Raw genomic sequence first — 12,821 nt, forward strand, 5'->3', positions numbered from 1 at the left:
TCTGGTAGAAACCGAGCCTCTCCATTACAAAAATCACTTCGCAGTCTCGCTTCAATCTGACGCCAAGTGATAAACCGCGAACCCACGATGAAAAAAATCCTGCTTTTGAGCGTGAGTGCCGGTGCCGGGCACATGCGTGCTGCCGAGGCGATCCGTGTCTGTGCCGATGCGCATCCGCAAGACATCCAGGCCACGCATCTGGATGTGATGGACTACGTGTCCACCAGCTTTCGCAAGCTCTACACCGACTTCTACATCAAGCTGGTCAGCAACCATCCGGCGCTGTGGGGCTATCTCTATCAGAAGACCGATGAAGCCTCGCAAAGCGGCTTGAGCCAGAAACTCCGCCGCGCCGTCGAGCGCCTCAATTGCCGCAGTCTGGTGGCCGAGATCAAGCGGTTGAAGCCGGATGCCATCATCTGCACCCATTTCCTGCCGGCTGAAATCCTCGCGCGCGAGCTGGGCAAGGGCCGCGTCACCGTGCCAGTGTGGGTGCAAGTGACCGATTTCGATCTGCACAGCATGTGGATCGTGCCGCATATGAGCGGCTACTTTGCCGCCAACGAAGAGATCGCTTATCGCATGCGTGAACGCGGCCTGCCGGCAGATGCGGTGCACGTCAGTGGCATTCCGATCATGCCGGCATTTTCCGCGCCGCTGGATCGCGCCACCTGCGCCGCTGAATTCGGCCTCGATCCCAAGCGCAAGACCTTCATGCTGATGTCGGGCGGTGCCGGTCTTGGCGGGCAGGATGTTCTGGCAAAGCGGTTGCTGGGCATGGGTGGGGATTTCCAGCTGATCGCCTTGGCCGGCAAGAACCAGCCCATGCTCGAAGCGCTGAACAAGGTCGCCGAGGCCTACCCCGGCCGCCTGTTCCCGCAGGGCTTTACCAACCACGTGGAGCGCCTGATGGCTTGCGCTGATCTGGTGATTACCAAGCCGGGCGGCCTGACCACCTCCGAGTGCATGGCGATGGGCTTGCCGATGATCGTCAACTCGCCGATTCCGGGGCAGGAAGAACGCAACGCCGACTTCCTGCTGGAGCAAGGCGTAGCGCTGAAAGCCATTGACGCCACCGCGCTGGAATTCCGCATCCGCATGTTGCTGGACGAGCCGGAGCGACTGACGGCGATGCAGCGCAAGATCGTGCCATTGGGCCGGCCGCACGCGGCGCAGTTCGTGCTGGATCGGGTGCTGGGCACCGTACCGGCCTTGGCGGCAACATGATGGCGCGCTCAATCTTCATTCCACGCTGGCAGACCATCGCCTTGCTGGCTTGGGTGCTACTGCTGGGTTTCTTCTTTGCCAACGTCGAAATCCAGATCGAAGGCAGCGCCGGCTGGGCCGCCAACTTGCCAACCTGGCGCATCGAAAAACACTGGCTGCTGGATATTTTCTGGGGTGGTCGGGCGATGACCGGCTACCACGCGTGGGTCTTCCCCTTTGTCGGGCTGTTCTTTCACCTGCCGATCTTCTTCTCCGCCCAATGGTCGTGGCGTATCGAGGGCCGCATCATCGCCTGCATCATGACGTTCTGGCTCAGCGAAGACTTTCTCTGGTTCGTGCTCAACCCGGCCTACGGTGTCGCCAAGTTCAGCCCGGCGTTTGTGCCGTGGCACAAGCACTGGCTGGCTTTTGCCCCAACGGATTACTGGACCATGAGCGCCGTCGCTTGCGTACTGTTCTTCGCATCCCGGCCACGTTCGGCCGCATCCCCAAGCGCCACTTGAGTTGAGAATACCCATGCGCGTTTCTTCTTTCGCCGCCTCACTGCTCTTGCTGGCCGGCCTCGCCGCCCCGACAAGCGCCCAGAACGCCACCGACACTCGCCCGGCGCAATGGGCGCAAGCCGTGCCCGATGCGCCCGTCAACAACCTGCACCGGATCACGCCAAAGCTATATCGCAGTGCGCAGTTGTCGAAGACCGATGTCGCGCAGCTGCAAAAGCTCGGCATCAAGAAGGTCATCAGCTTCCGCGCCTTCCATTCCGATGATGAGATCCTGGCCGGCAGCAAGATCGCCATGCAGCGCATCCCCATCAACACCTGGAACATTCGCGACGAAGACATGATCACGGCGCTGAAAGCGTTGCGGAATGTCGACCGCGAGGGTCCGATCCTGATCCACTGCCAACACGGCGCGGATCGCACCGGGCTGGTGTCGGCGCTATACCGTGTCGTCTACCAAGGCTGGAGCAAGCAGCAAGCGCTGGATGAGCTGCAAAACGGCGGCTACGGTTTTCATGCGATCTGGCAGAACATCAAGCGGTATCTGGAACAGGTCGATGTGGAAAAGCTGCGTCGGGAAGTCAACGCCTGACCGTCTCCCCCATGCCTGAACAACGCCGGTTCACCCTTGCCCCGAAAACACTGGCTCTGCTGCTGTCCGATCTCGAAGCCGGCACACCGCGCCAGTGGTATTGGCTGGAGATCGCCGATGCCTTGCCTGCGGTTACCACGACTTCCGGCAAGGTGCGATTCACGGAAAAACTGCTCGGCCACGTTGGCTTCACATTGAGCTGGCCTTGGTTGCAGCGGCAGGCGCTGCCCGGCATCGGCCTGTATGAACGCGTGCTGCGACCGGTATGGCGGCGCGCGGCTGAGATCACCGGTGACGGCGCACTCTGCGCAGCTGCGCTCCCGGCGCTACTGGCTGGTTTCGGCCGCCTCCCGGCCTTGCAAGCGTTTCTGGTCTGGCTGCTGGCGCTGTTTGGTTGCATCTGGCAAGGCTGGCGCTTTTCTCGCACCGCGCCATCACCACGCATCGTCACCGATGAAGAAGAAGCCCCTGGGCCGGAGGCCAGTGTCGGCTTGGCCGGACAATTGCTTGCGGCAGATGTCCCGCCAACGGAAGCCCTGCGACTCGTTGTCGCCCTGCGCGCTGATGCGGCAGCAGCATGGCCGGCGCTGTTGCCCCAATGGCCTGAACTCGCCCCGCCCGCCCCCACCGCCGCGCCGCGGTTTGTGCTGGGAGCCAGCGGCTGGCTGGCTGGCACGCTACCGGTGGCGCTGGGCTTGTCCTTTCTGCCCGCGCCGTTCGGCTTGCCAGTGGGGGTTGCTGCTGTGGCACTAGTAACCGCCCAATGCAAAGGCCGCCTGAGCGGCGGCCTTGTTTTGCTGGCTGGGTTGATCGCATTTGCGCTCGGCCGGCTGGGGCATGTGGTTTAGTACGCTTTAATCAACGAAGTCCCCTAGTAACTCCCGAGCCACATTACCTATATGTTCAATCAATGCGAGCGGCAATTCGGGTTCGAATTGCGAGAACAGGTATTGGTGAAGCGCATCACTCCGAAATGCTTCGCACACCAACTTTTCATTTCGCTCTTCAATCCGGTAACACTCCAGCGCCAAGGAGTCCCGGATCACATCGCTCGCCCTCAAAAACTTGTACTCCACCCCATCAATCCATAGCGTCTTCACGACCTAATCCTTGTTATCCGGCTCTACAAACACCCACGTCAGCTGCGGAAACGCCGCCTGCAATTCGTCCTCGACCCGATTGATCGCATCGATCAGCCCGGTCTGGCTACCTTGCTCGGCGAATTCAGCCTTGAGCGACAACATCACATCACTGCCCATCTGCAACGTAATCAGATTGAACACGCGGGTGATTTCCGGCCGGGCGGTGAGCCAAGAGCGCATGGCTTGATCGACGTCCGGCTCGACGCTCTTGCCGATCAGCAGCCCCTTGATCTGGGTGCCAATGAAGGCGGCGACCACCACCAACAGCACGCCGATGGCGACGCTGCCCAGCGCATCCCACATCGGGTTGCCGGTGGCGATGGCGAGCAGGATGGCGACGAGGGCGAAAGTCAGGCCCAGTAACGCAGCGGCATCTTCGCCGAGCACGACCACCAGTTCGGACTGGCGCGACTCGCGCACCCAGCGCCACAGCGATTTGCCGCCGCGCGTTTTGTTGATCTCTTTCAGCACACCCCACATCGAGATACTTTCCGCCACCACACCGAACGCCAGCACACCAACGGCCACCCACGGCCAGGCCAATGGTTCCGGGTGGGCCAGTTTGTGCAGCCCTTCGTAGATCGAGAACACGCCGCCAATCGAAAACAGCATCAGCGCGACGATGAAGCTCCAGAAGTAAATCTCCTTGCCGTGACCCAGCGGGTAATCCTTGGAGGGCGGCTTGCCGGCAGTTTTCAGCCCCCACAGCAGCAAGCCTTGATTGCCGCAATCGGCAAAGCTATGCACCGCTTCGGCCAGCATCGAGCCGGAACCGGTGGCCATGGCAGCGGCGAGCTTGGAGAGGGCAATCGCCAGATTGGCGGCGAGCGCATACAGAATGGATTTGACCGAGTCGGCACCGTGGGACATATGAATCTCTTGGTTTTAGCGTCGCCCGCATTATTGAAGGCGACGCTCCGCCCAGCAAGCGCAGCATGAAACCGCGCAGGACAGCATGTTAGAATCCGCGTTTCCGATTTTCCTGCAGGATTGCAATCATGGCCGGCCATAGCAAATGGGCGAACATCCAACACCGTAAAGGCCGTCAGGACGCCAAGCGCGGCCAGGTCTTCACGCGCCTCATCAAGGAAATCACCGTAGCGGCCAAGATGGGCGGCGGTGACCTCAACATGAACCCGCGTCTGCGCCTCGCCGTGGACAAGGGTCTCGCCGCCAACATGCCGAAGGACAACATCACCCGCGCCATCGACCGCGGCACCGGCAATCTGGAAGGCGTGGATTACTCCGAATGCCGTTACGAAGGCTATGGCATCGGCGGCGCGGCGGTGATGGTCGATTGCCTGACCGACAACAAGACCCGCACCGTGGCCGATGTGCGCCATGCCTTCAACAAGTACGGCGGCAATATGGGCACCGACGGCTGCGTGAGCTTCCAGTTCAAGCACTGTGGCTATCTGATCTTCGCCCCCGGCACCAACGAAGACGCGCTGATGGAAGCTGCGCTGGAAGCCGGCGCCGATGATGTGGTGACCAACGAAGACGGCAGCATCGAAGTCATCACCCCGCCGTATGAATACGTCGGCATCAAGGAAACGCTGGAAGCTGCCGGCTTCAAGGCCGAAATGGGTGAAGTGACCATGAAGCCGCAAGCCGAAACCGAACTGACCGGTGACGATGTATTGAAAATGCAAAAGCTGCTGGACGCGCTGGAAAGCCTCGATGATGTGCAAGAGGTGTACACCACCGCGCTGATGGACGAAGAATAATCACTTCGTACACGAAAAATACGGGGCCAACTGGCCCCGTTTTTTATTGGCGTACCGCATACGCATCCGTACCTCGACCTACTTGCCCAGACCGCTTCTGATCACGGCCTGTGACTGCCGACACAATCTCGTACGTTCTCGGCACCATTCCCGGAAACAGGGATTGCCTCCCCGCAAAATGTCATCGTAATATTCGCGCAGACTGCATTTTAAACATTACAAATAACTGATTATTTTGTAATTAAATGCCGTTCCATGTAAGACAATCCAGCAAACACAAGCGTTGTAGACCTCCCCCGTGCTTGCCAACGATGCTTAAATCCTTACAAACTCAATCTGAACACGTAGGAAAAGACATGACGACCCTGCTGCGCAAAGCAACCGTTACGGCAATGACCACCTCGATGTTCGTCCTGAGCGCCTGCGGCGGTGGCGGTTCATCCAGCAGCGCCACCAGCTCGACGACGACCGTCACATCGACCACAAGCACCACTGGGGTCACGTCGACCAATGCCAAGTCGGTGGCAGCGACGGCCTATACCGCGACCAACGGGCTGAACAGCCAGGCCACGTCGGCCAGCGCCTATAGCAGTGCGCTCGGCTCGGCACCTACCGGCCAAGCCTCGCCAGCGTTGCTGACGAACAGCGTGGGGCTGGTTTATCAGGCACTGAACGCGGCACAACAGCAAAACCCGGCGGCCGGTGCAGCCGTCCTGCAGACCACGCTGCAAGCCAGCCAGTGCTCGGGCGGCGGCTCGCTCACCACCACCGTCCAGTTGGCCAATGCCACCAAGCTCTCGTCCGGCGACAGCGTATCGATCGTGGCCAATAGCTGCGTCCTAAACGGTGTGACGATGAACGGGGCGTTCGTCTTCACCGTCAATTCGCTCACGTCCTACACCAACCAGCAGGCGTGGAATGGTTCCATCACGCTGGCCTATACGAAATTCAGCGTGCTGAATGCATCCGGCTATGGCAGCCAGGTCGACGGCAACATGACCGTGGCTTGGGCGCAGACCAACGCCAGCAGCTCGTCCGCACAAATCTCCGGCTCGACGCTGTCTTTCACCAGCATCAGCAAGCTAGGCACGACCTCCAATACGCTGAGCAACTACGCCTTTGCGACCGCCATCACCAGCACGCAGTATGACTACAGCGCCAATTACGCTGTCGCCACCCGCTCGCCGACCCTGGGCACCGGTTCGTTTACGGTGACGACCACCAAGGACTTCGTGGGTGTGCCGGGCGCATTCCCGTCGCAAGGGGGCTTGAAGGTCGTCGCCAGTGACGGCAGCTATCTGGTGCTGACCGTACTCGATGCCACGAATGTGCAAATCAGCACGTATGCGGCCGGCGGCACCACGCCAATCAGCACCACGACCACCACATGGACGGATCTGGCCGCCAACGCCTGATCGCCGGCCAGCGACCCGCCTCGCGCTGGGGGCCTGGCGGGTCATATCGGATCAAGGGGGCATCTCGCCCCCTTTTTCCATTGCGCCTGTTGCTACGGACTGCCTCCCCCTTGAAGGCAGGCTCATTTGCCGCGCGCTCGCTGCCACTGCTATAACCCGGTCAGCCCCACGCGCCTGCGAATGTTCATGTCCCGTTTTCTTTCCTACACCGCCATCCTCGGCCTGGTCATTGCACTGATCGTGCTGGATGCCAGCTGGCTGCACTTCACCCGCTCGATCGATGCCAAGCTGGGTGACACCTTGCTCGCCCAGCGTGCGCCGTCACGCCCCGCCAGCGACGACATCGTGATCGTCGACGTAGACCAGAATTCGCTCACCAAGCTGATGGGGGAGCTCGGCAACTGGCCCTGGCCACGGGTGGCGTTCGCCGAGATGCTGGAAGGCATCGATGCCCAGGCGCCACGTGCGGTGGTGTTCGATATCCTGTTCAACGAATTCGATACGTTTCGCCCGGATAGCGATGTGGCATTCCGCGAGGCGGTACAGCGCCATGCCCGCTCCTATTTCTCCTCGGTACTCCTGACGGATGGCCAAGGCCCGGCACTGCGCGATCTCCCCCCCGTGCTGAAACTGATCACCCTGCCGGGTGCGCTGCCCAACGCACGTTCCCCGTTGCTGCTGCCTACCTTGCTGCCACGCGATGCATGGCGTGGCGGGCTGATCAATTTCAGCCATGAAGATGACGGCATCGGTCGCCACTATCTGGTGAAAGAGACGCTCGCCCCCGGCTGGCAGATGCAATCGCTGTCGGCACGCATTGCGACCGACCTGGGCTGGACCGTGCCGGATCAGCACCGCATCCGCCTCAACTGGCAGCAGCAGCATCGGCACGTGAGTTTCTCGGACATCTATACCGACCTCAACATCGAGCATCCCAAGCGCCCGCCCGATGAGTTCAAGAACAAGATCGTCCTCATCGGCACTGCCGCGCCGGGCTTGCAGGATTTGCGCCCGACGCCGCTGTCCAGCAACTTTCCGGGCATCGAAATTCTCGCCACCGCCATCGATAACCTGCAAGCCGGCGACTGGCTGCGCGATGCGCCACGCTGGGTCTCGCCAGTGGTCAGTGTGCTGATTGCCATTGGCTTGTGGTTCGGCTTCCGGCGCGGCCTGAATACGCTGTGGATGGGGCTGGGGATGATCGTGGTATCGGTGGTCATCGTGACCGCCAGCGCCACGCTGCTCAGCCACAATCTGTATTGGCCGGTGGGCAGTGTACTGATCTGGGGCTGGGTGTATTTCTGGCTGGCGGCGTTGATGGCCTACCTGGCGGAAAGATTGCGGCGCGAGCAGGCGGTCAACCTGTTCGGACGCTTCCTCGACCCGCGCGTGGTGAAAGACCTCGTCGCCAGTGGTCAGGTCGACGATGCCAAACGCGTGCAGTCGCTGGAAATCACCGTGCTGTTCTCCGATATCCGCGGCTTTACCACCCTCTCCGAGACGCGCACGCCTGAATACATCGTCAATCTGCTCAATCGCTACTTCAGCCGGCAGGTTGCGGTAGTCTTCCGCCACGGCGGCACGCTGGACAAATTGATCGGCGATGCGGTCATGGCGTTCTGGGGCGCGCCGGTACATGACCCGGAGCACGCCAAGCACGCCGTCGCCGCCGCCATTGAAATGGGTCAGGAGCTGGAGGAATTCAAAAAGGAGCTGACCGACCTCGGCGCGGATTTCGATATCGGTATCGGCCTGCACACCGGCCGGGCGGTGGTCGCTTTCATCGGGCCGGAAAACCGGCTCAGCTATACCGTGATCGGCGATACCGTGAACCTTGCCAGCCGCATCGAAGGCCAGACCAAGGGCGTGGCCCGCGTGCTGGTTTCCGAGGCGACGCGCGCCGCTTGTCCTGATGCTTTTGAATTCATCGATCACGGCAGCCATGCTGTAAAAGGCCGGGCCGAACCGGTACAGTTGTTCGAACCGAAGCCCAAATCGACGTCCGTTGGGCAACAAAAGGAACAATGAACGTGTTGACCATCCATAAGCTGAAATGGCCAAGCGTATTGGCGCTTGGCCTTGCCAGCGCACTCGCGCTGGCCGAAAGCGGTACGGTGATCCGTAACGCGGATCTGAAAGAAAAACCCTTCCTCGATGCCACCAGCACCGGCAAGGTCGCTGCTGGCGCGCAAGTCAATATCGTTGGCCGCCAGGGCTCGTGGATGCAAGTGCAGGCGGGCCCCAGCGCCGGCTGGATCAAGCTCCTGAACGTGCGCACCGGCACGGCTGCAGCCAGTAGCTCCAGCGGGATCGGCACCCTTGCCAATGTCGTCACGACCGGCTCATCCGGCACCACGGTTACGACGGGCGTGAAGGGACTTTCCAAGGAAGACATCCAGACCGCTGTGCCGAACTACAAGGAAGTGGAAAAACTATCCACGTTCGCCGTCAGCGAGCAGGACGCCGCCAAGTCCGCGAAGCAGGTCAAGCTCGTTGCCGTGGAAGTCGCGGACATCGCGCTCCCCACCAGCTCCAGCAGCAATAGCAACAGCGGGGGATCAGGCGGCAACAATGTCGATGACATGCGCAGGAGACGGCCATGATCAAGCACCGTATCGCGCAGGCATTGCTGCTCTGCGCCCCATTGTTATGCGTTCAGCCCGCATCAGCGCTGGATTTCAACAATCTGCTCAAGCAGATGAATGGCAGCGACAACAGCAGCAGCAATAAATCCGACGCCATCAACGCCGGCATCAATGCGCTCAAGAGTGCCGCCGAAGCCAACCGCACCATCGGGCCGGAAGAAGAAAAGACCATCGGTGACGGTCTGGCCGCCAATTTGCTGGGCGGTCGGCCATTAGTGCCCAACCAGCCCTTGCAACACTACGTGAATCTGGTGGGCCGCTGGGTGGCGGATCAGAGCGAATTGCCCAAGCTCGATTGGCGTTTCGGCGTGACCAACGACAACGACGTCAACAGTTTCTCGACGCCGGGTGGCGCGATCCTGATCACCAAGGGCCTGCTGCTCAAGCTGCGTGATGAAGCGGAACTGGCTTGCATCCTTGGCCACGAGATCACCCACACGCTGAAGCACCATCACACCCGCGCCATCCAGGCCGCCAAGGGCAAGGACGCGTTCGGCCAGGCACTGCAGGGCGTCGTCGCCTATAAGGGTGGCGGTGCCAAGCAACAGCTGGGCGCAAATGCGATCAAGGGTCTGGCTGAAGTACAGGTGCGCGGGCTCGACAAGAAAGACGAGTTCGAGGCCGATGTAAACGGCATGGTGCTGTGTGCCCGCGCCGGCTACAACCCGTACGCACTGGTTGGCGTACTGCAGACGCTCGATGCGCTCAACCCGCAAGACGGCACGGTGGCCTTGATGTTCGCCACCCACCCGACCCCGACCGAGCGGCTCACCAAGATCGATGAAATCGTCGGCGACAAGCTGGATAGCTACTCGCAGGGCATAGAAGAAACAGCGCGGTTCGATGCCATCGTGGGCAAGATGGAAAAGGCCGCCAAGTAAGGCGAAACGCCCTGCCGCTGCAATGTACGGCTGTCTGCCTGGGCGGGCAGCCGTATAATCCCTGCCATCAACCCGGATCGCAGGAGAAGCCATGCAACCGTATTCGTCGCGCCGTGCCCGCCTTGCCGGACAACTCCAGCCCGGCGTGCTGATCCTGCCGACCTCGCCGGAATTCGCGCGCAACGCCGATACCGGCTACCCCTACCGTTTCGATTCCAGCTTTTTCTATCTGACCGGTTTTCAGGAACCGGAAGCGGTGCTGGCCATCGTGATCGGCGACACCCCGCAATCCCTGCTGTATTGCCGCGACAAGAACGAAGAACGCGAAATCTGGGATGGCTACCGCTATGGCCCGACCAAGGCCAGCGAAACGTTCGGTTTCGACGCCGCCGCATCGATCGGCGAGCTGGACAGCCAGATCATCGAACTCCTCAAGAACCAACCTCGTGTCTACTTTCCGCTCGGCATGGATGCCAGCTGGGATGCCCGCCTCACTGGCTGGTTGAATACTGTTCGCGCCCAAAGCCGCGCCGGCTTTACCGCACCGGATGAAGTGGTCGACCCGCGTGGTGCGATTGCCGAAATGCGCCTGTTCAAGGATGAGCACGAGCTGGACGTGCTGCGCCAATCCGGTCGCATCAATGTCGAAGCCCACAAACGCGCCATGCGCTTTGCTACGCCCGGCACGGCGGAATATGCCGTCGAGGCGGAGCTGCTGCACGAGTACTACCGCAACGGCAGTCGCTTTCCGGCCTATTCGAGCATCGTCGCCAGCGGGCCGAATGCCTGCGTGCTGCATTACATCGAAAACAACCGCACCATCCGCGACGGTGATCTGATCCTGATCGACGCCGGTTGCGAATTGGGCGGCTACGCCAGCGACATTACCCGCACCTTCCCGGCCAGCGGCAAGTTCAGCGGCCCGCAAAAAGCCGTGTATGAATTGGTATTGGCAGCCCACGTCGCCGCGCAAGCCGAGGCCGCGCCCGGCAAGCCGTGGAACAACATGCACGACGCAGCCGTGAAAGTGCTGGCACAAGGCTTGATCGATCTGAAGCTACTGACCGGCAGTCTCGATCAGGTGCTGGAAACCGAAACCTACCGCCAGTTCTATATGCACCGCACCGGCCACTGGCTCGGGCTGGATGTGCATGATGCCGGCGCCTACAAGCTGCAGGGCGAATGGCGCACGCTGGAGACCGGCATGGTGTTCACCATCGAACCGGGCCTGTATATCCGCCCCGCCGCCAATGTGCCGGCCGAGTTCGAACACATCGGCATCCGCATCGAGGACGACGTCGCCATCACGGCAAACGGCAATGAAGTGCTCTCCGCCGGTTGCCCGCGCACCGTGGCAGAGATCGAAGGCTGGATCGCCGAGGCCCGCGCATGATCGTGAATCACCTCCCCAGCCATGTCGGCATCGCCATCGTCGGCGGCGGCCCGGTGGGCGCGCTGGTGGCGGAACGGCTGCAAGCGGCGGGCCATTCGGTGCTCGCCATCGAAGCCAAACTGACCGCCCCGACCGACCCGCGTGCCCTGGCGCTGTCTTGGGCCAGCCGCGAAACGCTGATGCGTGGCGGGTTATGGGACGATGCCTTGGCCCCGACCGCCATCGAGCGCGTCCGCGTCTCGCAAGCCGGCACGCTCGGCCGCACCGAACTCTCGGCCGAGGAACTAGGCCTGCCGGTGCTGGGCTTCGTCGTCGGCTACGACAAGCTCGCCGCACTGGCGCTGGAGCAACTGAAGTCCGGCAAGGTGCCGCTCGCGCTGGGTTACTCGGTCACGGATATCCGTCGGCTGGAACGCTACGCCGAAATCACGCTGGCTGGCCCGGCTGGTGAAACGGCAATCACGGCCGACCTCGTCATCCTGGCTGACGGCGGCAAACTCGTCGGCTTGCTCGACGACATCACGCAGACGGTCAAGCCCTACCAGCAGCACGCCATTCTCGCCCGCATCACGCCCAGCCAACCTCATCGCGGTATCGCCTACGAGCGCTTTGCCGATGACGGCCCGCTGGCGCTGCTGCCGAGCGGCGACGATTTCAATCTCGTGTGGACACAAACGCCGGAACAAGCGCAGGAACGCCAGGCGTTGTCGGACGAAGCCTTCCTGGCTGCTGTAGAGGCACGCTTCGCCGGCCGCGTGGCCGGTTTCACCCGCGTGGGCGAGCGAGCCAGCTGGCCGCTGGCCTTGAAAACGCTGGATTCGGTTGTCGGCCGTCGCGTCGCGCTGATCGGCAACGCAGCGCAGACCTTGCACCCGGTTGCCGGGCAAGGGCTGAACCTGGGCCTGCGCGATGCCGAAACCCTGGCCGACCTGCTGGCCGGCGTGCCGGGCAATCGCGTTGGCGAAGCGGCCACGCTGGCACGCTACGCCAAGCTGCGCAGCCGCGATGCCGGCCGTGTTACCGCCTTCACCGATAGCCTGATCCATTTGTTCGAATCGCCCAACCCGTTGTTGAAACACGTCCGCAGTCTGGGGCTGGCCTTGCTGGATCATGTCGGGCCGTTGCGCCGTGGCTTTGCACGGCGGATGGTGTACGGCGCGCGCTAGGCCCATGCGTACGCCCAACAACACGGTACGAAACGGGCACATCGGCAACGCTAAGCCGCTCTTTTGCAAAGACTTCTGATGAGGAATCCGCCAAGCGAGCCTTGCTTGCCAGCGGCATACCTAGCATCATCCC

13 protein-coding genes are annotated in these 12,821 nt (G+C 61.7%); 11 read left to right on the forward strand and 2 right to left on the reverse strand.

All coding sequences use genetic code 11. From position 1 onward, the window contains the following. The first annotated feature begins 87 nt into the window (after positions 1 to 87). Genes BR41_RS13875 through BR41_RS13890 form a run of 4 tightly spaced genes read left to right on the forward strand, consistent with a single transcriptional unit; the run spans position 88 to position 3,167 of the window. A complete protein-coding gene (locus tag BR41_RS13875) occupies positions 88 to 1,227 on the forward strand; it encodes an MGDG synthase family glycosyltransferase (RefSeq protein ID WP_035057797.1) in 1,140 nt (379 codons plus the stop codon). Continuing rightward, entirely contained in the window at positions 1,227 to 1,730 is a 504-nt protein-coding gene (locus BR41_RS13880; RefSeq protein WP_035057800.1) for a hypothetical protein, read from the forward strand. The genes BR41_RS13875 and BR41_RS13880 overlap by 1 nt, the downstream gene beginning before the upstream one ends. Before the next feature lie 13 nt (positions 1,731 to 1,743). Beyond that, positions 1,744 to 2,319 carry a dual specificity protein phosphatase family protein gene (locus BR41_RS13885; protein WP_035057802.1) on the forward strand — a complete coding sequence of 192 codons (576 nt, stop codon included), beginning with the start codon at positions 1,744 to 1,746 and terminating at the stop codon, positions 2,317 to 2,319. An 11-nt stretch (positions 2,320 to 2,330) separates the two neighbouring features. Then, positions 2,331 to 3,167: a hypothetical protein gene (locus BR41_RS13890; protein WP_035057806.1), complete on the forward strand. Its 837-nt coding sequence runs from the start codon at positions 2,331 to 2,333 to the stop codon at positions 3,165 to 3,167. Between the two features lie 6 nt (positions 3,168 to 3,173). Here the strand turns inward: BR41_RS13890 and BR41_RS13895 are convergent, their stop codons facing one another. Then, entirely contained in the window at positions 3,174 to 3,419 is a 246-nt protein-coding gene (locus BR41_RS13895; RefSeq protein WP_035057808.1) for a hypothetical protein, read from the reverse strand. A 3-nt stretch (positions 3,420 to 3,422) separates the two neighbouring features. Further along, a complete protein-coding gene (locus tag BR41_RS13900) occupies positions 3,423 to 4,331 on the reverse strand; it encodes a cation diffusion facilitator family transporter (RefSeq protein WP_035057811.1) in 909 nt (302 codons plus the stop codon). Between the two features lie 128 nt (positions 4,332 to 4,459). Here BR41_RS13900 and BR41_RS13905 point away from each other — a divergent pair, with 128 nt between their 5' ends. From BR41_RS13905 to BR41_RS13935, 7 genes are all read left to right on the forward strand, one after another. Beyond that, entirely contained in the window at positions 4,460 to 5,188 is a 729-nt protein-coding gene (locus tag BR41_RS13905) for a YebC/PmpR family DNA-binding transcriptional regulator (RefSeq protein ID WP_035057814.1), read from the forward strand. Between the two features lie 356 nt (positions 5,189 to 5,544). Further along, positions 5,545 to 6,603 (forward strand): hypothetical protein, encoded by a 1,059-nt coding sequence (locus tag BR41_RS13910; RefSeq protein WP_035057816.1) that lies wholly within the window; start codon positions 5,545 to 5,547, stop codon positions 6,601 to 6,603. A gap of 186 nt (positions 6,604 to 6,789) precedes the next feature. Next, entirely contained in the window at positions 6,790 to 8,631 is a 1,842-nt protein-coding gene (locus tag BR41_RS13915; protein WP_169741306.1) for a CHASE2 domain-containing protein, read from the forward strand. A 2-nt stretch (positions 8,632 to 8,633) separates the two neighbouring features. Then, positions 8,634 to 9,206, forward strand: a complete 573-nt coding sequence (locus BR41_RS13920) for an SH3 domain-containing protein (RefSeq protein ID WP_156970701.1) — start codon at positions 8,634 to 8,636, stop codon at positions 9,204 to 9,206. Next, a complete protein-coding gene (locus BR41_RS13925) occupies positions 9,203 to 10,129 on the forward strand; it encodes a M48 family metalloprotease (protein ID WP_051710974.1) in 927 nt (308 codons plus the stop codon). The genes BR41_RS13920 and BR41_RS13925 overlap by 4 nt, the downstream gene beginning before the upstream one ends. Positions 10,130 to 10,220: 91 nt before the next feature. Then, on the forward strand, positions 10,221 to 11,522 hold the full coding sequence (locus tag BR41_RS13930) for an aminopeptidase P N-terminal domain-containing protein (protein ID WP_035057820.1): 1,302 nt from the start codon (positions 10,221 to 10,223) through the stop codon (positions 11,520 to 11,522). After that, positions 11,519 to 12,688, forward strand: a complete 1,170-nt coding sequence (locus tag BR41_RS13935; RefSeq protein ID WP_035057822.1) for an FAD-dependent monooxygenase — start codon at positions 11,519 to 11,521, stop codon at positions 12,686 to 12,688. Before BR41_RS13930 ends, BR41_RS13935 begins: the two co-directional genes overlap by 4 nt. Positions 12,689 to 12,821: the final 133 nt, after the last annotated feature.

The organism is Andreprevotia chitinilytica DSM 18519, from assembly GCF_000711875.1.
Classification (GTDB): Bacteria; Pseudomonadota; Gammaproteobacteria; order Burkholderiales; family Chitinibacteraceae; genus Andreprevotia; species Andreprevotia chitinilytica.